The organism is Marinomonas spartinae (assembly GCF_900089775.1).
Taxonomy (GTDB): domain Bacteria; phylum Pseudomonadota; class Gammaproteobacteria; order Pseudomonadales; family Marinomonadaceae; genus Marinomonas; species Marinomonas spartinae.
This window is the reverse complement of sequence record NZ_FLOB01000003.1, coordinates 16,301-35,391: the sequence shown is the minus strand read 5'-3', so window position 1 is coordinate 35,391 and position 19,091 is coordinate 16,301. Positions and strand designations below refer to the sequence as shown.

Sequence of the window (19,091 nt, the reverse complement as noted above, 5' to 3'; positions counted from 1 at the left end):
ATAACGTTTTTAAAATACTTCTAAAGGACTCATTGCCTGCTCCGGGCGATGTAATACCTATATTTATAGTAAGGATGATAAATAATGCAAAGTTTTCTGCGTCTTTTTTTGGGCGACCGACAAGGTTTTTTTTACTGTTAAATCTCCTCATCACAATGACCGCTTCTGCGGTAGCCGCCGACAACCCAAAACCAACCTCACAAAATACTCTTTCTATCAGTGGCCCATTTGAGTTTACGAGTCTAGATCCCTCCAAAAATGGCTACATCTACACTCGTATGCAAGTGTTAGAAACCTTGTTAGGTGTCGATAATCAAGGTCATTTGATTCCGGAATTAGCTACCCAATGGCAGGTGAGTGATGATGGCCTAGCGTGGCGTTTTAAGCTAAGAAAGGGAGTGGTTTTTCATGGTGGGCAGCCTCTAGATGCGAATGCCGTCGTGAAGAGTTTATCGATCGCCATGGGGAAGCATGGCACTCTAGCAAAGGCACCTATAAGTAACATTCATGCTTTGAGCGAGGACGAAGTTGAGATACAGCTTACTCGACCTTACACCTTATTAGGGGCTGTGTTAGCAAATTACGCTAATAGCATTCTGTTGCCAGATAGTTATGGGAAGAAGGGTAATGTCTTAGCTATGTCAGGTACTGGGCCTTATGAGCTTTTCCAATACGCGCCGCCCCATAAGCTGGTGGTGAAACAGTTTGCTGGTTATTGGGGGAAGAAGGCGAGCATTCCTTTTGCGAGCTATTTGACGGGGCATCGCGCAGAAAGCCGTGTGCTGCAAGCTCGAAGTGGTCAGGCAGACATTGTGTTTGGTGTCGATCCGGCAAGTATTCCTATGCTGCAGCGTTTTCCTAATGTGTCTGTATTTGATGACGCTCTGCCACGGACAATTGTTTTAAAGCTGAATAGTGGCTATCCATCTCTTAATGATGTTCGTGCTCGACAAGCTCTGAGTTTGGCTATTAATCGTCGCGGCATTGCGAATGCAGTGCTTCGTTCTCCTGGATCACAAACCGAACAATTATTACCCGCCTCATTTGCCGACTGGCATTTACCCAATGTCAAAGTACCTGAACAGCCAGTAGTGAAAGCGCAAAAGCTGTTGGCATCATTAGGCTGGCATCTTAATCAAGATGGTGTTTTAGAGCGCGATGGTAAGCCTTTTGAGTTGACGTTAATTACTTATGCGGATCGCCCAGAGTTGATCACTGTTGCCACCGCCATTCAAGCTCAGTGGGCGAAAATTGGCGTCAAGTTAAAGGTGAATATGAGTAACTCTAGTGCGATCCCTGCTGGTCATCAAGATGGATCTTTGCAAGTCGCCTTGATGGCGCGTAACTATGGTTTTGTTCCTGATCCGTTAGGGGTGATGTTAAGTGATTATGGCCGCACTGGCAGCGATTGGGGCGCGATGAATTGGAATGACGAATCGGTTGATCGAGACCTTGCAACATTGCAATCAGTAACGGATAAGAAAGTCCGCCACCAATTAGCACAGCATGTTGCTCAGGTCATTTACCAAGATCGGCCAGTGATTCCTGTGACATTTTATAAGCAACATACAGCGGTAAATAGTCGGGTAAAAGGTTTTCACTTTGATCCTTTCGAGCGTACTTTTTACTTAAATGACATGGTGTTTGTTGCACGATGAAAAAAATATTCTTTCCTCGACTGTTTCAATTATTGTCCGTGATTTGGGGGGTAGGAACGCTGACTTTTATCTTGATGCGGGCTTTACCAGGTGATATGGCCTACCGGATCGCCGCTAGTCGCTATGGGCAAGATAATGTGAGCAGTGACGCTGCTGATTTGGTTCGTCAGGAACTAAATTTGGATCAAGGAGCCTTTGTTGCCTATTTTTCTTGGCTGAAAGAATTACTGCAAGGTAATTTGGGGAGCTCTTTAGTCAGTGATGAGCCGGTGTGGCAAATATTGCAGCATATGCTAGGACACTCTTTGATGTTGGCTTCAGTGTCGCTGCTCTTGTCCTTCTTTATTGCCATTCCCTTAGGCTTGCTGGGGGCGGCTTTTGGTAAAAAGGTCGATCAGGGTATCGTGGTATTTTCGACGACAATAAGGGCTATGCCAGTGTTTGTGGTGGGGTTAATTTTTATTCTGGTGTTTTCTATTCATTGGAATTGGTTGCCTGTGGCAGGGTTTGGCTCACCAGAACATATCGTATTGCCTGCGTTAAGTCTGGCTTTTACCTTGGCCGCTATCTCTAATCGTGTTGTGAGAAACGCAGCCATTAAGGCTTTTCATGCGCCTTTTTATCGCTTTGCTCAGATCAAAGGTTTGTCGTCAGGCCGGACCTTTTTGCGTCATGGTACGCGTCATATTGCCTTGCCTGTGGTGGCCTTTTTAGGCATCCAACTGGTGGGGATGATCGAAGGGATTGTGATGATTGAGTCCTTGTTTTCTTGGCCCGGAATTGGTCACGGTTTGGCTCATGCGATTTTTGCCCGTGATATTCCGGTAATCCAAGGTGCCGCTTTGTTAATGGGGATTTTGTTTGTGGTGTTGAATACCCTTGTTGATCTTGTTTGTTATCGATTAGATCCGCGAGCGAGGGGGAAAGCATGATGGTGTCATTGTTAAAACATGCCACACTAGGTCAAAAATGTGGTGGGCTTCTCTTACTTGTGCTGTTGGTTTTTGCTCTATTTGGGAATGCTCTAGCGCCCAACGATGGTGCTTATCAAGATCTGGATGCCATTCTAGCGCCTCCTAGCGGGACTCATTGGTTAGGAACAGATCACTTTGGTCGCAGCATGGTCGCGCGAATGGCGGATGCGATTCGTTTATCCTTTATGCTAGGGGTACTGTGTGTCGCAACGTCTTCGATTATTGGCGTATCTCTTGGTGTCTGGGCTGCCTGGTCTGGGAAAAAAGTTGATGCGGTGCTTAATGTTTTTGTGAATATTATACTGGCCTTGCCTGGGCTTGTGATTGTCTTGCTGCTTGCTGCGATTGTCCCTGGGTCGTTTTTTGTCCTGTATTTGGCTATTTCACTGGTTCAATGGGTTGAGTATTTGCGTGTCGTGCGAGCCATTACGAAAATGACTGTAGATTCACCTGCTATGCAATCGTCACAGATGATGGGCTTTGGTCGTTGGTATCTGTTTAAACGACACATTTGGCCTGCTATCGCCCCTTCTGTATTCACGCTAGCGACCTTTGGTTGTGCCACGGCCATTTTAACCATGGCGTCTCTGGGTTTTGTGTATGTTGGTATGCAGCCGCCTTTAGCGGAGTTGGGATTGATGATGGTGGAGTTGTTCCCTTATTACTCTGATGCACCTTGGTTGCTCGCTGAACCGCTTATTGCTATCGCTTTGTTGGTGCTGGGTTTTCATTTGTTAGGAAGGAAATCATCATGAATCCTCTTATTTCAGTGGATCAATTAAGTGTCTACTCAAAGGCGAGCTGTTTAGTTTCTCCGTTAACTTTTAACTTACACCAAGACCGCCCTTTGACGATTCTTGGACAAACGGGGTCTGGAAAAAGTTTGCTGGCTCAGGCAATCATGGGGCTTTTGCCGGATTCACTCACACTTAAAGGTACAGTGAGTATTTTTGCAAAGGCCCTGACGAAACAAGAATGCCGTGCTATGTGGGGAAAAGAATTAGTGATGCTACCCCAAGAACCATGGCATGCCCTTGATCCATTAATGACCAGTCAGAAACAGGTCTGTGATGTATATCACTGGGTTGTGGGACAATCAAAACACATCGCAAATAGCAGTGCGATGGAGGCTTTGACTTCTCTTGGTTTAGAAAAGAGCGCGGATAAACTGCCAGGTGAATTATCGGGTGGTATGGCTCAGCGCCTAGCGATTGTTGCTGCGACAGCGGGTGGTGCTTCATTGATCCTAGCAGACGAACCGACTAAAGGGTTGGACGTTAGTCGCCGGGAAGAGGTCATTCGTCTTCTACAGGATAAATCACAAGGGGGCGGTTTATTAACAATCACCCATGATGTTCATGTTGCTAAGCAACTGGGTGGTGACATCATGGTGATCAAAGAAGGGCAGCTGGTGGAGTCGGGTACCGTCGAGCAGGTGCTTTCTCATCCACAAGCTGAATACACAAAATTGTTGTTGCAGGCTCAGCCGAGTGAGTGGCCTATAGTAGATCGTGACCCGAGTTATTTTGCTAAGTCCGATAGGGTAATGCAGGCAGAGGCGCTTCGCCTAGCACGTGGCGGTAAGACGATTATTGAGGGTTTGTCGTTTACAATCTCAAAAGGTGAAGTGGTGGGCGTGGTAGGGGACAGTGGCTGCGGTAAGAGCTCATTAGGTGATGCGTTGCTTGGGCTGCTGCCATTAGAGGCTGGATCTATTGAGCGTTTTGACAAAAAAGCAAAGCCACATCAATGGTTGAAGTTGTATCAAGATCCTCCATCAGCCTTTTCAGGAAGTGTTTCGTTGGCGACGTTATTAGATGACTTGATTGGTTTGCATGGGGTAGACCGATCTCGTATAGGACCGCTCATGGCTCGACTGAGCCTGTCGCAAGAAATACTAGAACGTACTTGTCTTGAGGTATCAGGAGGGGAGTTACAGCGCTTTGCGATTCTACGAGCTTTGTTGCTAGACCCTGTCTTTTTATTTGCGGATGAGCCAACGTCACGACTGGATCCGATTACCGCAAAAGAAGTGACCATGTTGTTAGTGGAATTAGCAAGGGAGCAAGACTGTAGTGTGCTATTAGTGAGTCATGATCCTGATATGATTCGACACACTTGTGATCAGGTAATTGCCTTGTCTTAGTGAATGGGCTGACTTCGTTGCAAAAAAATCCCCGCATAAGGCGGGGATTTTTATGTGTAAACTAATAAAACGGCGTCTTAGAATTTATAAGATACGTCTATATATTGACCAAAACCGGTAGACTTAAGGGCATCAGAGTTTTTAATGCCATAAACGTTATTGAAGTATTTCAAGCCGTAGCCCACTGCATAACGTTTAGAATGCCAGTAAATACCGTTGAAGTTATCAAACCCTGTACTAGAGGTTGCATAGCCTTTATCTGTTTTCATACCGAATTGGTAATCAAAGTAACCTTGGTAAGCGATGAAAGAGTCGTTATCAAACGTCATTAGGGGTTTGAACCAGTTAGCCGACAATTGGTAACCATTCCAGTCTTGGCGATGGTCCGTGCTGTCGTATAGGGCATATAGATTGACTCCTGTCTTACCTAGCCATGGAATGTCGATATCGGACCCTAAACCAATGAAGTTGTTATTCGTGGCAAACTTGCCAGTACCACCATCCATACTGAATAGAGTGGCTATATAAAGCTCTTTTACAGGGCCAAAAGATAGGTCTTTGCCTGTAATGGCATCCAAAGAGAAGCGTGGCGCAATTTTCAAAAAGATTTTATCTTTACCGTATTTGTCGCTGCTTGTGCTATTAGTTAGGTTGAATACATCAATATACCCGTAAAGGTCAACAATGCCTGAACGTCCACCAAATTCCATTTCCATGTAGTCATGGCTGTTTTTGCCTGGTAGCTCTTTTGATGCATACATCAGGTTGAACTGCTTCCAAGAGTAGTCATTTTTATGAATATTATCAGAGTAATCGGCGGCAAGAGTTGTAGTAGCTGCGGCAGCTAACCCTAATCCTAAAAGTAATTTACGCATTAGCGTCTCCGTGGATGCAATAAGTAAGCGGTGTTTAAAATATGACCAATTAGTCAGTATTATGACTGAAATGCGAATATTACATGATTTTTTTTTGATTACAATGGATTTTTAATGAAGGAAATGTGTGCACCTAAATGGGTCATTATGATGTTTCTTTGCACCAAGCTAGTGTCGAAGAAGGTTTTTAAATTCTTTTTATTTTCAATAGGTTAAGTGTATTTATGGACATAAAGATTTACTCTGAATCGTTCTTGTGCAAAGGGAAAATAGAAAGCCCCACTGGTTGGTAAGTTTTGGAATCAATAGATACTGCTCTTTGCAATAGCTAAAAAAGACGTATGTGTTTTCTTTATAGGTAGGGGTATGGTCTAATTTTAGTATATTTTATTATCTTTGACTAAGCAGGAATTATGTCTTTGAAATTACCTCTTATTGTAGTGGCTACAACCCTTGTTTTTTCCTCTTCCAGTGTGTTTGCCTCGAAAGATTACTGCACCCCGAAATTAAACCTATACTTGAAAGGTATTCACGACACAGTGAATTCTCAATATGTATCTGAAAGGCAAAAAGAGGTTGCTAAGAAAATTTTAGATAAGGTGAAAGCGAATCGTGACAAGATGGGGGATTGTGCCTTGTTGGATAAGCTACTGCCCTAATGAGCAGGTTGTTAAGGGACAGTGAGCTTACTCTATACTGATTTGTTGTAAGGCCACATTATGAGAAGGGAATTTTATTTATGTTAGGTTCTTTGACTGCATTACAGCAAATGGATAGTGTCAAACAACCTTTGATAGCAACACTTTCTGTTATTGATAGGTTGTACTCTTACTCTTCTGCTGGATTAATTTTTCAGGATGATTGCCTACTGTCGAATGAGCAAAACAAAGAGGACTTTTTGTTGCTCGCTCAGCAAATTCGTCATCACTTCATGGTGGATCGTTTAGCCATCGAAAAAATCGTTGAAAAAGAGAGCTTGCCTGATTTTCTACAAAAAGCATCGTTAATACATTTTTTAACCCATAGCTCTTTGCTGATAGAGCGGGTTTGTGTAGACAATCAGGTAGACGCGCTATTATGTATTGTGAGTCTGGATGCTTCTCTTTCATTCGATCAAACGTTTTTCGATTCTCTTTCTCCTATTCTGAGTATTTTAACAGGCTTGCTGAACAATAAACCTGTAGACAAGCCTACCCCTTTGCTCGAAAAAAAAGATCAAGGCGATATTTCTCTGGCTCATAATGAGCATGACTATATCACTTTATGCAATATGTCTCCTGATTTCCTCGCTGCTTATGATAACGATCTAAAGTGTGTATATGCTAATAAAGCCCATGAAAGAGTTTTTAAAAAACGAAGTTTTGATGTTGTCGGTCTAACTGTTAAAGAGTTGATGGGGGAGGGTTGTTACCAGTTTATTGAAGGGAGAATATCGGATGTTATGGAGGGTAATGAATCGAATTTTGAATATAGTTCCTATCATGGTTTTAATAAAGAAAAGGTCACTATTAAAGTTAAAATAGTGCCTCGCTATATAAAAAATAAACAGGATGGTTTTTATTTATTCTCTCAAAATATTACAGTATTAAGGCGCACACAGACAACACTTAGGGCATTGCACAGTGTTACGAATAATGAGTCGTTGTCTACGGACGAAAAAATACAGAAAATGCTGGCTATAGGAGGTGAGCAGTATAATTTGCCTCTTGGTATTGTGAGTCATGTAGAAGGGGATAAGTATACTATACAGTATTGCCAATCTCCTAATAACGAGCTGTCGACAGGTATGGTGTTTGACTTACAAGAAACCTATTGCGCATATACACTCTATAGTGAGGAACCAACATACTTTCATAATGCTGATGAAAGCCATATTAAATCCCCCTCATGTTATCGATATTTCGCTTTAGAATCCTATATAGGTATTGTTATTAAGGTAGGTGGCGAGGTATGGGGGACGTTAAGCTTTTCTAGTTCCTACCCCAAAGATGCACCCTATGAAGAGGATGAGATCGAACTCATTAAATTATTAGGCCAATGGATAGGCTATGAAATCTACAGAAGTCGAGCGCTTGAAAGTCTAAAAGACTCAGAATGCCGCAATCGTCTATTGTTGGATTCTCTCCAAGAAGGGGTGCTGGGGTTAGACTCTGATGGTCATATCTCTTTTGCTAATGCTGCAGCCTGCCGCTTAACTCAGTATAGTCAACATGAGTTGTTGGGCCAACACCACCATGCCTTTTTGCATCATACCGCTCCCGATGGGACGCCCAATTTAGTAGAAGATTGTTCCGTTCGAAATACCTTAGAAACAGGGGTAAGCTCCCATTCAGACAATGAATTTATTTGGGGTAAGCAGGGGGCTTTTGCTGTTGAGTTCAGCTGTGTTTCCTTAAAAAGAAATGATCATGAAGTTGACGGTGCGGTGATTACTTTCCAAGACAAGACAAAGCAAATAGAGTCGGAAATTGTTATTTTAGAACAGAAGCTACTTTTTGAGTCTTTATTTATGGATGCTCCAACGGCGATTGCATTCTACGATAATACAAGAACCATTAGGATGGTAAATCCTGCCTTTTTACGCTTGTTTGGCTACTCCGAAGAAGAAGTTGTTGGTTGTTCAACACGGTTGCTTTATGCAAAAGAAGAGGATTTTGTTCGTCTTGCACAATACTATATAAGAACTTATGAACTATCTAAAGTTTACTTGGATTATAAAGATAAATATGGTCGTATTTTTTCCTCTGAAACCTTTGGAAGCTTTCTTGAAAATACAGACGGTAGTTTAAAAGGTTATATTGTTCATATTAACGATATTACTGAAAGGCTTCAGGTTGAGAAAGAGATATTGACGGTAAATCAAAGGTTTTCTCTGGCCGCTAATTCTGCAGGTATTGGTGTTTGGTCTTGGGACACACGTACTAATGAAGTGATCTGGGATGATTGGATGTGGAAAATATTTGGTTTTAATAAAAACGATGATATTGATCCCTTTCTAGGTTGGCTGAATTCAATGCATCCAGATGATGCACCGTTACTTTATCAATCAATTGGTGAGTCCTATAGAAAAAAAGAAAATTTAGATGCGGATTTTCGTATTATTCGGCCCGATGGCCAAGTCCGCTATATTAAGGCGACTGGCATCATTGAATGTGATAAAAAGGGTATTATTTCTCGAATAACAGGTGTGAACTTTGATATTACTTCTCGAAAAGAGGCAGAAGAAGTATTAAAGAAAGCGAGCCGGCAAGCACAAATGGCTAATCAGGCGAAAAGTGATTTTCTTGCGACAATGAGCCATGAGATCAGGACCCCATTAAATGGCATTCTTGGTGTTGCAGAACTATTGAAGTCCTCCTATTTAACAGATGAACAACGTATGCAAGTGGATATTCTTCGGGAGTCTGGGGAAAGTTTGCTAAGGCTTATCAATGACATATTGGATTTCTCTAAAATAGAATCCGGCCAGCTGACCATGGAGAAGGTAGAATTTGATTTAGAGAAGAAAATTTTTAGTGTCATTAGTTTGTTGCTGATCAAAGCGGAAGAAAAGGGGGTTGACCTTCTGGTTGAGTACCCGGTACAGATGCCAAGGCATTTTATTGGTGACTCATTTCGCATGCGTCAAATCCTAATAAACTTGATTAGTAATGCGGTGAAATTTACCCATGAAGGCCAGGTGGTGGTGCGTGTTTCTTGCGAGTCGAGTCAGCAGGGCAATGTGAACGTCTCTATTGAGGTGCGAGATACAGGGATTGGTATTCCAGATAGAGCTCAAGCCTCTTTATTTAAGGCGTTCACTCAAGCGGATACCTCAACAACGCGCCGTTTTGGTGGAACTGGCTTAGGGTTGGCTATCACCAAGCAACTGGTTGAGCTGATGGATGGGGCGATAGAGTTGGAGAGCAGTGAAGGGGTTGGCTCTACTTTTGTGGTGCATGTACCTTTGCAGGAAAATTACGCTCTATATAAAGTAGAAGAAGGAGGGCTTCCTTTGTCTTTGATGGGGCAGAGCAGGATATTGCTTGTTGACGATAGTGCTTCCAATTTAACCATTTTATCTAATCAGCTAAGAGAATTAGGTATGATGTGCGATGTGGAGCAAAATGCCAGTTTGGCATTTGATAAATGGCTCGACGCTTATGAAGGGGCGCGGCCTTACGATGTCATTATTTTAGATTATCAAATGCCCGATTTGGATGGACTGGACTTATGTCGATTGATCAGAAAGCGTACCAATCAATTGCATTCTCCTGCGATATTAATATCTACTTCAGCGGGTCGGTTTAGTCAGAATGACTTGACTGAAGCGGGGGTGAATGTGTGCTTGGCAAAACCGCTCAATGCTAGAGTGTTATGTGAAGGGCTTAACTTAGCGCTAAACAGTACGGTTTTAGGGAGGCAATTTTCCTATTGGGATTTTTCTAGTAACAAAGCATTGATGTCAGCAGCCTCAAACGAGTATGTCGGTCGAATATTAATTGTGGAAGATATGGCGGCCAATAGAGTTGTTGCGAGAAGTATGCTCAAGAAGTTGGGTGTCGAGATCATCGAGGCAGAAAATGGGGAATTGGGTGTTCAAAAATGGGACTCTGAGCAGCCGGACTTAATTTTGATGGATTTGCATATGCCCGTAATGGATGGTCTATCGGCTATGCGAGCGATTCGACAAGCTGAAAAAGGGTTGATGGTTAAGCGCGTACCTATATACGCTTTGACAGCGGATGCGATGACGGAAAGGGTCAGTGAAGTGAATCGGGCCGGTGGTGATGGTTTAATTGCGAAGCCTTTCAAGCAAGCCGATTTAGAAGTTGTTTTGTTAAAGCATTTATTGGCTAAACCTATATCAGTTGTGTCAGCAGAGGCGGAGAAAGAACCGCTCGATCATTTAATTTTAGCACCGCGTATTGATGTGGATATGCTCATGGAACTAAAGAGTGCTTTGGGGGAAGATTTGCAAATTCTAATTGATACCTTTTACGAGGACTCTCTTTCCATTGTCAATGTACTAAAGAAGCACCGTCTATCACCAGATTTGGATACTATTTATTCCGCCAGTCATAGCATGAAATCCATTGCCATGAATGTGGGGGCAAAGCGGTTGTCAGGCCTAGCCGCTCGCTTAGAAGTAGATTCGAAGCGAGGGGGGAGTGATAAGACTAGTGAGCTAATGGACCTTATAGAAACAGAGTACAATGCGTTTTGTTCTGAGTTAAAAAAGCTGGTTGGTGTGTGATGAAAGTATTGATAGCGGATGATACCAATACAGATCGATTGCTGCTCAAGCTGTATTTATCGAAATTGGGTCATCATAGCATTGAAGCCTCCAATGGCATGGAAGCGATAGAGCAATATGTCCTTCATGAAAATGATATTGATTTGATATTAATGGATGCGCAGATGCCACAATTAAATGGCTTTGAAGCTGTGAAGAGAATTCGCCAAATTGAGCAAGAGCGAGTTCTCGAATGGGTACCTGTCATTTTTCTGAGTGCGAGTGCCGAAATGGAAGATATGGAAAAAAGCATTTCGGTGGGAGGTGATGATTATTTAATCAAACCTATTCAGCAGAAAGTCTTATTGGCCAAAACGCTTACCATGCAGCGTATTGCCGATATACGTCGAAGGCTAATAGCGCTAGATGCTAAATTGTCAGAGCAAACTGCTATAGATTCTTGACGAGCGATGCTCTCAAGAGAATAAAAAAACCGAAAGTAACAGACGTGGCTTTCGGTTTTTTTATCAAAGAAGAAAGGGTTAACTGGGTAAGTTAAGCCACGGCTTCTTGCTTGCTTTGAGTCGACTTTTGGTTGACTGTCGCAATTAATGCTTGGATAGAAGCGGATACAATGTCGTTATCGATGGCAACACCATTAAAGCGATCTCCATCAATATTGGTTTGTACGTAGGCAATGGCCTGTGAGTCACTGCCGACTGTCAAGGCATGCTCTTGATATTGGATAATATCAACTCGAACATTAAAGTGTTTACTCAAGGCTTCGGCGAAGGCTGATAGTGCACCATTGCCTTTACCTGATATGTTTATTTTACTTCCAGCACCGATAAGTTCGGCATGGATGGTGTCCACTTCGTCTTTGCTATGATCATACTTGCCTAGCTTATACGGCGTTGTCCCTGTCATAAAGTGTGTTTCGAACAAGCTTTTCATGGATTCAGCATCTACTACGCCGCCATCTTGCTCTGCATATTGTTGAATAATTGGGCTGAACTCTACCTGTAACCAGCGCGGCAAAGCTAGGCCATATTCTTGTTCTAAGGTATAAGCCACACCACCTTTACCTGATTGGCTATTTACGCGAATAACTTCTTGGTAGCTACGGCCCACATCACGAGGATCAATAGGTAGATAAGCCACATCCCAAGGTTTGTTATCAGTTTGGTTAGCCAAGCATTTTTTGATGGCATCTTGGTGAGAGCCAGAAAACGCGGTGAACACTAATTCGCCTGCATAAGGGTGACGAGGGTGTACCTGTAGTAAGGTGCAGGCTTGAACCACACTGATGATGCGATCCATGTCGCCAAGTGCTAACTCAGGGTCAACCCCTTGGCTGTAGATGTTCATCGCCATGGTGACGATATCCATATTACCCGTACGCTCGCCATTGCCTAGCAAGGTGCCTTCTATACGATCTGCCCCTGCCATGACACCAAGCTCGGCAGCGGCCACGCCACAGCCTCGGTCATTGTGTGTGTGTAGACTAACGATCATGCAGTCACGTTTTTTCACGTGACGACAGAAGTACTCAATTTGATCGGCGTAACGATTTGGTGTGGATACCTCTACTGTCGCAGGAAGGTTGATGATAATTTTACGCTCTGGCGTGGGTTGCCATACTTCGGTAACCGCATCAACGACTTCTACCGCATAGTCAATTTCTGTGCCTGTGAAACTCTCAGGGGAATATTGAAACACCCACTCTGTTTCAGGGTATTTTTCGGCGTGTTCCTTAACACATTTCGCTCCATTGACAGCGATTTGCTTAATGCCTTCCATATCCATGCGGAATACTTGTTCACGTTGTGTTGTGGACGTCGAGTTGTATACATGAACAATGGCTTTTTTGGCCCCTTTTAGAGATTCGTAGGTGCGAGCAATTAGCTCTGGGCGGGCCTGTGTTAGCACTTGAATGTAGACATCATCTGGCACTTGATCCTCTTCGATCAACCAACGAACGAAGTCAAAATCCAGTTGAGAGGCTGCTGGAAAGCCTACTTCAATTTCTTTAAAACCCACATCAACAAGTAGGGCAAAGAACTGTTTCTTTTGTTCCACCGTCATAGGTTCAACCAACGCTTGGTTGCCATCACGCAGGTCCACGCTCGACCAAATTGGGGCCTTGGTAATCACTTGATCCGGCCAAGTGCGGTTTTCAATGGCAACCGGTGCAAACGGTTTGTATTTTCTGTGGTTAAACGTTGAATGGTCAAAAGACGACATGATCTTGTCCTTATTAATGGGAGGTCGGTAAACCTCGTTTATTATTAATGCGTCTTGTATAGGCGCTTGCTTTGTGGTGTTCGTATTTGTTTTCTCAGTATGGCTATATCATAACGAAAAAACTTGAGTAAAAGATTGCGTTTTTCACTAGGAAAAATAATAATTTTAGCATTATATTGCTAAAATTAACGAAAACGAAGCAAAAGGTGGGTATAGAATGCGATTTGATAAAATTGATTTGAGTATTTTGCGAGAGTTACAGCAAGATTCTAGCTTAACCAACCAAGAGTTGGCAGACCGTGTTGGCTTATCAGCTTCTCCGTGCTTGCGGCGAGTAAAGGCACTTGAAGAGAGTGGCGTCATAGATCGCAAAGTGACTTTGTTAAAACGATCAAGTCTAGGCTTAAAATTAACGGCTTTTCTACAGATTAGCATGGATCGACATACGCCAGATCGATTCAGTGTATTTGAAGAGCAGGTGGATCTTTTTTCAGAAGTAAAAAATTGCAATTTGGTGACTGGGCAAAATTGTGATTACTTGTTAGAGGTCGTGGTGGAAGACATGGAAAAGTACCATGATTTTTTATTAGGCAAGCTAACACGCATTCCAGGTGTGACGGGTGTGCAGTCAAGTTTTTTATTGCGTAGTGTAAAAGAGAGCACGGCCTTGCCATTGAATCATATCATTTAGCAGGGTATTTCCTTATTTAGTGTTGATATTTATGCTTTTGACCAAATTAATGGACGTTATAATTAATGAAGTTAAAAATCCCTAGTAGAGAAAGATTATGAGTAAATTGACGGAGAAGAGGCGAGTTGTCATTCCTGTCCGTGCAGGTGATGTGATGGCTGAGTTCATCTCATTTGATGGTGATGACTCTGGTAAAGAGCATATAGGGATTTTCTTTGAAGGAACAAACAGTGAAAAGAACGACATTCCATTAGTGCGCTTACATTCCGAGTGTTTGACAGGGGATGTGTTTGGGTCGGGCCGTTGTGATTGTGGTGAGCAGCTTGATGAAGCCATTGATCGCATCAATCAGGAAGGGGGCTACATTTTATATTTACGCCAAGAAGGGCGCGGTATTGGGCTTTATTCAAAGCTTGATGCATATGCGTTGCAGGATCAAGGTTATGACACCTATCAAGCCAACGAAATGCTTCACCTCCCCGAGGATGGTCGAGACTTCGGTATTGCGGCGGAGATGTTGAAAGCGGTTGGCGTGACTCAATTGCGCTTATTAACAAATAACCCAGATAAAGCAAAGCAATTGATGGAGCACGGTATTGACGTGGCTGAGTTGGTTCCGACAAAAGTGCATATGAATCAACATAATCGCCAGTATTTAGAAACGAAAGCAAAGCGCAAACATCATACCCTTAAGTTTGATTGATGAGTGTTGGCCTAGGGCCTAGGTTGGCATTTAGTGAAAAGGGGGAGAGAACGTTTGACGTGTCAGTTAGCTAGTCGGGTGTTCCGCCTAGCTACACTATATATGAAGGGCTGATTGTTGATAAGGTTGGTAGCTTTACTTTTTCGCAGTCGTTTTTTTCTTTTTCTTCTTGTTGCTAAGTGAGCGGGTTTTAGTTTTGGGTTCTAAACCTTCAATGCGGCCAAATTTAATGTTGGCTTGCATAAAACGCTGAATTTTTTCAATCATCGGAAGATCGTTTATGTCGATCAGGGAGTAGCATTCTCCAGGGGCACCTTCCCGTGATGCTCGTCCAGCGCGATGAATATAGGAATCCGCTTTGCGCGCTAATCTTAAATTAATGACTGTGTTGATTTCTGGAAGGTCTATCCCCCGTGAGGCCACGTCGGTTGCAACCAAGATCTGTAATCGGCCACGTTTCATCTGCTTTAAGTGTTCACTACGATCCCCTTGTTTCATCTCGCCATGTAAACCATCACACATGAAGCCCATGTTGCGAATGCGTTGTACCCAAACATCAACATGTTCGCGGTTGGCAACAAAGACAACTGCTTGTTTTACACGCTCTTGGGTTAACAAATGTTTTAGAACCGCTTCTTTGTGGGTGTCATCATCGACACGATAAGCAATTTGACGAATTTGCGTGGGGACGGTGCGAGCGGACTCCCCCAAACGCAACTGTTGAGTGTCATCGTCGAGTAGGGCGCTGGCAAAGCGTCCCATTTTTTCGCCTTCTAATGTGGCGGAAAACATTAAGGTCTGATGTTCTTTTGGTAGCTCTTTCGCAATGCGGTTAATAGCATCAACAAACCCCATGTCTAACATTCGATCTGCTTCGTCGATGACAAAATAAGAGACGTCGCTTAAATCAAGCCATTGCTTTTCGTCTAATTCAACCAGTCGACCTGGTGTTGCTACTAAAACGTCACAAGTTTCACTTAGTTGCTGCTGCTGCATGCCATAAGGGGTGCCGCCAATAATTAATTGTGAGGTTATGCGAGTGTGTTGTGTTAGTTGTTGAACAACATTGAAAATTTGTCGAGCCAGTTCTCGGCTTGGTGCGAGAATTAGCACCTTTGGTGCGGTGGTTGATTGTTCATCACGGTCAAGGATGTGTTGAACGGCAGGGGCGCAAAACGCAATGGTTTTTCCTGTTCCCGTTGGTGCCGTTGCTAATAGATCGGATCCATCTAACGCAATGGGTATGGCTTGTTCTTGTATTGGAGTGGGGGACTCGAACCCCAAGTCGCTAATGGCTTGCTCTATGGTGAAATCAAGATCTAATTCAGCAAATGACATGTAAATTCTCTGTTGCGAGGAAAAAAGGTGCGCAGCTCATTCTATTTGCACACAATCACTCAATCATACCTTGTTTTATAGGCTTTCGAAATCGAAACATGTTGGGATTGTCTATACCCTCTGGAGTGTTTGCTCTAGAATGAAGAAAACATTAGAAAGAAATAAGAGTGGTATGCAGCTGTCTGATGAATTGGTCACTACCCAGACCATGAAGTGGGTAAAAGATTTCATTGTTGGTTTTAATATTTGCCCTTTCGCCAAACGAGAAGTGGAACGAGAGTCCGTTCGTGTTGTGGTGCTACGTTCCAAGAAAATGCAAGTAGCTCTCGAGGAGCTGATGGCTGAAGTGCAATGGTTGGATGAACATCCTGAAACGGAAACCACTTTGCTGGTATTTCCTACACTGTTCAGTGATTTTTATCGTTACCTAGACTTTGTCGATATGGCTGAAAACCTAATGTTTGAGCAGGAATGTGAAGGGGTGTATCAATTAGCGACTTTTCATCCTGATTATTGTTTTTCCGGCACAGAACCAAACGATGTGTCGAACTATACAAATCGCTCCCCCTATCCAATGCTTCACTTGTTACGTGAGGCGAGTGTTGATAAGGCCATCGCCTTTTATGGGGATACGGATGTGATCCCTGAACAGAATATAGAAAAGATGGACGAGCTTGGTAAAGACAGGCTGGAAGCTATTTTATCCGCTAGCATGACTGCTGGCGATTAGCCCTGCCCTTTGTTGATAGATAATCAATGGTAGTGTGCAAAATGAATGATAGGAAAAAATATGACGACACAAGTAGGGCGTTTAAATACGTTAAAAGTGATTAAAGAAAAAGAGTTTGGAATGTATTTAGACGCCGATCAGTTGGGGGAAATCTTATTGCCCAAGCGTTATATTCCCAAAGGGTTGAAAGTGGGCGAAGAGGTTGAGGTATTGGTTTACCTTGACTCTGACGATGAGCTTATTGCGACGACTGAAACGCCTAAGGTTCAAGTGGGTGAGTTTGCCGCGCTAACCTGTGTTGCAGTCAATCAGGTGGGTGCCTTCTTTGATTGGGGGTTGCCAAAAGATTTATTGGTGCCATTTAGCCAACAAAAAAATCGTGTGGAAGAAGGCGAAACGCACCTATTGTTTGTTTATCTAGATCAATTGACAAATCGTATTGTTGCGACCACCAAAGTAGATGCTTTATTAAATCGTGAAGAAGCGCCTTATCGTGCAGGTGATCAGGTGTCTATTATTATTGGTGATAAAACCAATATCGGTTTTAAGTGCATTATTGATAACCGCTTTTGGGGGGTCTTGTTTTTTCAAGATGCTTTTCGCCAATTGCGTAAAGGTGAGAAAACCATGGCCTTTATCAAGCGTGTTCGTGAAGATGGCAAAATCGATTTGAGCTTGCAAGAAGTGGGCTATAAGAAAGTCCGTAATATCTTAGACGATATTATGGACTACTTGGAGTCGCAAGGTGGTGAGATGGCCTTAACAGATAAAGCCTCTCCAGAAGCCATCTATGCTGTTTTTAAAGTGAGTAAAGCCACTTATAAAAAAGCACTTGGTGCGCTTTATAAAGATCAGAAAATTCTGCTCAGTAAAGAAAAGGTCACCAAAAAATAGTCGGTTGAAATGAGGTATAGGCCCATTGAAAAGCTCCTAAGTAATGCTTAGGAGCTTTTTTTTCGTCTCTTCCCGTTGTTCTGGATTGTTAATCGCTTGATAAAGCATTTCCTGGATAGGAAGGGAATGGTTACTTGTTGTGGCGAGATAGCCAGAAATATAATCGTTTTCTGTTGGTCGATTTAGTCGAATGTCCTCGTGCATAGAAGAGCGATTTAAATGAGTGAGTTTGGCGACCGTGGTGACACGATTCGTCATATTGGTATGAGTGAGGTGTTGACTGTGTTGGTAATATTCGAATTTTGGGTCGGTGAAAAAATCAGAAAGCTCTTTGATTGTTGCTTTTAAAAGTGGTGAATATTCGTCGTTTAAAACATCACCATTTTGGATGGAAAATAAGGCGGTAATAGGGTTGATCACCGCATTGATTGCCAGCTTCTCCAGTAATCTTTGATGAATGTTGGCCGCGCTAAGTTCTTCAAGATGGAAGCTTTTTTTATCAGTTTGTTGATCCCATAAACCAAAAAAGGTATCGCCTTTTCCTGTGTGCTTCACTTTATTGCTGCTGAGTTTTAGTGCTCCCTCGCTGGTTGTGCCTGCCCATAATGTTTGCGTGCTTTTTATTTGCGCAGCCAGTTCTTGTTGGGCTCCCATGCCATTGCATAAGCAGCAAATATCCGCGTCGTCAGTTAAATGGTCTTGTACCTGTTGATAGGCCGAAACAAGGTCAAAGGCTTTGGTGCAAAAAATAACTTTGTCATATTGTTTGGTAAGGTTGTCAGGAGAAAAAGATTTTATTTTGTAGTCGACAATTTTGCCATTTGGGTGCTCTGGATCCACCTGATCATCAAGGGTAATGGCATTACCCGTTTTTTCAGATCGGTAAACTAAATGGACTGTCTGATCTAAGCGTTTTAGTTTGCATGTCACTAGCATACCAATGGCGCCAGCGCCAACTACAAGCCAAGGAGTCGTTTTCATAGTCATCGTTCCATTAGGTGTTTTATTTCAATCCCTGTTATTATCGCGCCAAAGTTTATCATTGAAAATGCTAAGGAGCATAAAAATGCCATCATTTGATGTTGTTTCCGAGCTGGATTGGCACGAAGTGACCAATGCCGTTGACCAAGCAAACAGAGAGATAACCACACGCTATGATTTTAAAGGCGTAAAAGCAAGCTATGAGATAAAAGATAAAAGCAGTGTTGTGATGGAGACTGAAGCTGAGCCTCAGCTCCGTCAAATGGCGGATATTTTGAATCAAAAGCTGGTTAATCGTGGTATTGATTTGAAAAGCTTGGAAAAAGAGGACGTAGTCAAAGGGAATTTACGTGTGTCTCAAGCTGTTAAAATGAAAGAAGGCTTGGAAACCGACGAAGCGAAGAAAATTGTTAAAATGATCAAAGAGAGCAAAATCAAAGTTCAAGCACAGATTCAAGGTGATCAATTACGTGTGACGGGTAAAAAACGTGATGACCTACAGCAGGTGATGGCGCTATTGCGTGGTGCGGATTTGAATCAACCCGTGCAGTTTACTAACTTCCGTGACTAGTTTGAGCTGGTCTATTGTAGACAAGCTGAATCGTCGGCAAGTACCTAAAAATCGGGGCTTGCTGACACTCT

General features: G+C 42.9%; 16 protein-coding genes. 12 read left to right on the top strand and 4 right to left on the bottom strand.

What is annotated here, in order from left to right:
* The first annotated feature begins 155 nt into the window (after positions 1-155).
* From MSP8886_RS07895 to MSP8886_RS07880, 4 genes are read left to right on the top strand one after another with little or no spacing between them, the layout of a single operon-like run.
* Complete coding sequence (locus MSP8886_RS07895; protein WP_139063114.1) at positions 156-1,658, top strand: ABC transporter substrate-binding protein; 1,503 nt, start codon at positions 156-158, stop codon at positions 1,656-1,658.
* A complete protein-coding gene (locus tag MSP8886_RS07890; RefSeq protein ID WP_067014673.1) occupies positions 1,655-2,590 on the top strand; it encodes an ABC transporter permease in 936 nt (311 codons plus the stop codon). The genes MSP8886_RS07895 and MSP8886_RS07890 overlap by 4 nt, the downstream gene beginning before the upstream one ends.
* The gene (locus MSP8886_RS07885) at positions 2,587-3,387 is read left to right on the top strand and encodes an ABC transporter permease (RefSeq protein WP_245659060.1); all 801 of its coding nucleotides are present in this window, start codon (positions 2,587-2,589) and stop codon (positions 3,385-3,387) included. The genes MSP8886_RS07890 and MSP8886_RS07885 overlap by 4 nt, the downstream gene beginning before the upstream one ends.
* Positions 3,384-4,778 (top strand): ABC transporter ATP-binding protein, encoded by a 1,395-nt coding sequence (locus MSP8886_RS07880; protein WP_067014671.1) that lies wholly within the window; start codon positions 3,384-3,386, stop codon positions 4,776-4,778. Before MSP8886_RS07885 ends, MSP8886_RS07880 begins: the two co-directional genes overlap by 4 nt.
* A 77-nt stretch (positions 4,779-4,855) precedes the next feature.
* On the opposite strand, the gene MSP8886_RS07875 is transcribed toward MSP8886_RS07880, so the two are convergent.
* A complete protein-coding gene (locus MSP8886_RS07875) occupies positions 4,856-5,653 on the bottom strand; it encodes a nucleoside-specific channel-forming Tsx family protein (RefSeq protein WP_067014667.1) in 798 nt (265 codons plus the stop codon).
* Between the two features lie 413 nt (positions 5,654-6,066).
* Between MSP8886_RS07875 and MSP8886_RS07870 the strand changes: the two genes are divergently transcribed.
* From MSP8886_RS07870 to MSP8886_RS07860, 3 genes are all read left to right on the top strand, one after another.
* Entirely contained in the window at positions 6,067-6,312 is a 246-nt protein-coding gene (locus MSP8886_RS07870; RefSeq protein ID WP_067014664.1) for a hypothetical protein, read from the top strand.
* Positions 6,313-6,392: 80 nt separating this feature from the next.
* Positions 6,393-10,889 (top strand): response regulator, encoded by a 4,497-nt coding sequence (locus MSP8886_RS07865; protein WP_067014662.1) that lies wholly within the window; start codon positions 6,393-6,395, stop codon positions 10,887-10,889.
* A complete protein-coding gene (locus tag MSP8886_RS07860; protein ID WP_067014659.1) occupies positions 10,889-11,332 on the top strand; it encodes a response regulator in 444 nt (147 codons plus the stop codon). Before MSP8886_RS07865 ends, MSP8886_RS07860 begins: the two co-directional genes overlap by 1 nt.
* A gap of 91 nt (positions 11,333-11,423) precedes the next feature.
* On the opposite strand, the gene leuA is transcribed toward MSP8886_RS07860, so the two are convergent.
* The gene (gene leuA, locus MSP8886_RS07855) at positions 11,424-13,112 is read right to left on the bottom strand and encodes a 2-isopropylmalate synthase (protein ID WP_067014656.1); all 1,689 of its coding nucleotides are present in this window, start codon (positions 13,110-13,112) and stop codon (positions 11,424-11,426) included.
* A 217-nt stretch (positions 13,113-13,329) separates the two neighbouring features.
* On the opposite strand from leuA, the gene MSP8886_RS07850 reads away from it, so the two are divergent.
* The gene (locus MSP8886_RS07850; protein WP_067014653.1) at positions 13,330-13,803 is read left to right on the top strand and encodes an Lrp/AsnC family transcriptional regulator; all 474 of its coding nucleotides are present in this window, start codon (positions 13,330-13,332) and stop codon (positions 13,801-13,803) included.
* A gap of 97 nt (positions 13,804-13,900) precedes the next feature.
* Positions 13,901-14,506, top strand: coding sequence for a GTP cyclohydrolase II (gene ribA / locus MSP8886_RS07845; RefSeq protein WP_083200873.1), 606 nt, complete (start codon positions 13,901-13,903; stop codon positions 14,504-14,506).
* Between the two features lie 135 nt (positions 14,507-14,641).
* Here ribA and MSP8886_RS07840 read toward each other — a convergent pair whose 3' ends face one another.
* Positions 14,642-15,844, bottom strand: a complete 1,203-nt coding sequence (locus MSP8886_RS07840) for a DEAD/DEAH box helicase (protein WP_067014651.1) — start codon at positions 15,842-15,844, stop codon at positions 14,642-14,644.
* 172 nt (positions 15,845-16,016) lie between these two features.
* Between MSP8886_RS07840 and MSP8886_RS07835 the strand changes: the two genes are divergently transcribed.
* Both MSP8886_RS07835 and MSP8886_RS07830 read left to right on the top strand, forming a co-directional pair.
* A complete protein-coding gene (locus tag MSP8886_RS07835) occupies positions 16,017-16,574 on the top strand; it encodes a DUF1415 domain-containing protein (protein ID WP_067014648.1) in 558 nt (185 codons plus the stop codon).
* Positions 16,575-16,634: 60 nt separating this feature from the next.
* A complete protein-coding gene (locus MSP8886_RS07830; RefSeq protein ID WP_067014646.1) occupies positions 16,635-17,468 on the top strand; it encodes a CvfB family protein in 834 nt (277 codons plus the stop codon).
* Between the two features lie 36 nt (positions 17,469-17,504).
* Here the strand turns inward: MSP8886_RS07830 and MSP8886_RS07825 are convergent, their stop codons facing one another.
* Positions 17,505-18,449 (bottom strand): ketopantoate reductase family protein, encoded by a 945-nt coding sequence (locus tag MSP8886_RS07825; RefSeq protein ID WP_067014643.1) that lies wholly within the window; start codon positions 18,447-18,449, stop codon positions 17,505-17,507.
* A gap of 85 nt (positions 18,450-18,534) precedes the next feature.
* Here MSP8886_RS07825 and MSP8886_RS07820 point away from each other — a divergent pair, with 85 nt between their 5' ends.
* Positions 18,535-19,020, top strand: a complete 486-nt coding sequence (locus MSP8886_RS07820; protein ID WP_067014640.1) for a YajQ family cyclic di-GMP-binding protein — start codon at positions 18,535-18,537, stop codon at positions 19,018-19,020.
* Positions 19,021-19,091: the final 71 nt, after the last annotated feature.

Coding starts and splice junctions, on each gene's coding strand:
- MSP8886_RS07895 (WP_139063114.1), top strand. CDS start 156: ATGACCGCTTCTGCGGTAGCCGCCGACAACCCAAAACCAACCTCACAA.
- MSP8886_RS07890 (WP_067014673.1), top strand. CDS start 1,655: ATGAAAAAAATATTCTTTCCTCGACTGTTTCAATTATTGTCCGTGATT.
- MSP8886_RS07885 (WP_245659060.1), top strand. CDS start 2,587: ATGATGGTGTCATTGTTAAAACATGCCACACTAGGTCAAAAATGTGGT.
- MSP8886_RS07880 (WP_067014671.1), top strand. CDS start 3,384: ATGAATCCTCTTATTTCAGTGGATCAATTAAGTGTCTACTCAAAGGCG.
- MSP8886_RS07875 (WP_067014667.1), bottom strand. CDS start 5,653: ATGCGTAAATTACTTTTAGGATTAGGGTTAGCTGCCGCAGCTACTACA.
- MSP8886_RS07870 (WP_067014664.1), top strand. CDS start 6,067: ATGTCTTTGAAATTACCTCTTATTGTAGTGGCTACAACCCTTGTTTTT.
- MSP8886_RS07865 (WP_067014662.1), top strand. CDS start 6,393: ATGTTAGGTTCTTTGACTGCATTACAGCAAATGGATAGTGTCAAACAA.
- MSP8886_RS07860 (WP_067014659.1), top strand. CDS start 10,889: ATGAAAGTATTGATAGCGGATGATACCAATACAGATCGATTGCTGCTC.
- leuA (WP_067014656.1), bottom strand. CDS start 13,112: ATGTCGTCTTTTGACCATTCAACGTTTAACCACAGAAAATACAAACCG.
- MSP8886_RS07850 (WP_067014653.1), top strand. CDS start 13,330: ATGCGATTTGATAAAATTGATTTGAGTATTTTGCGAGAGTTACAGCAA.
- ribA (WP_083200873.1), top strand. CDS start 13,901: ATGAGTAAATTGACGGAGAAGAGGCGAGTTGTCATTCCTGTCCGTGCA.
- MSP8886_RS07840 (WP_067014651.1), bottom strand. CDS start 15,844: ATGTCATTTGCTGAATTAGATCTTGATTTCACCATAGAGCAAGCCATT.
- MSP8886_RS07835 (WP_067014648.1), top strand. CDS start 16,017: ATGCAGCTGTCTGATGAATTGGTCACTACCCAGACCATGAAGTGGGTA.
- MSP8886_RS07830 (WP_067014646.1), top strand. CDS start 16,635: ATGACGACACAAGTAGGGCGTTTAAATACGTTAAAAGTGATTAAAGAA.
- MSP8886_RS07825 (WP_067014643.1), bottom strand. CDS start 18,449: ATGAAAACGACTCCTTGGCTTGTAGTTGGCGCTGGCGCCATTGGTATG.
- MSP8886_RS07820 (WP_067014640.1), top strand. CDS start 18,535: ATGCCATCATTTGATGTTGTTTCCGAGCTGGATTGGCACGAAGTGACC.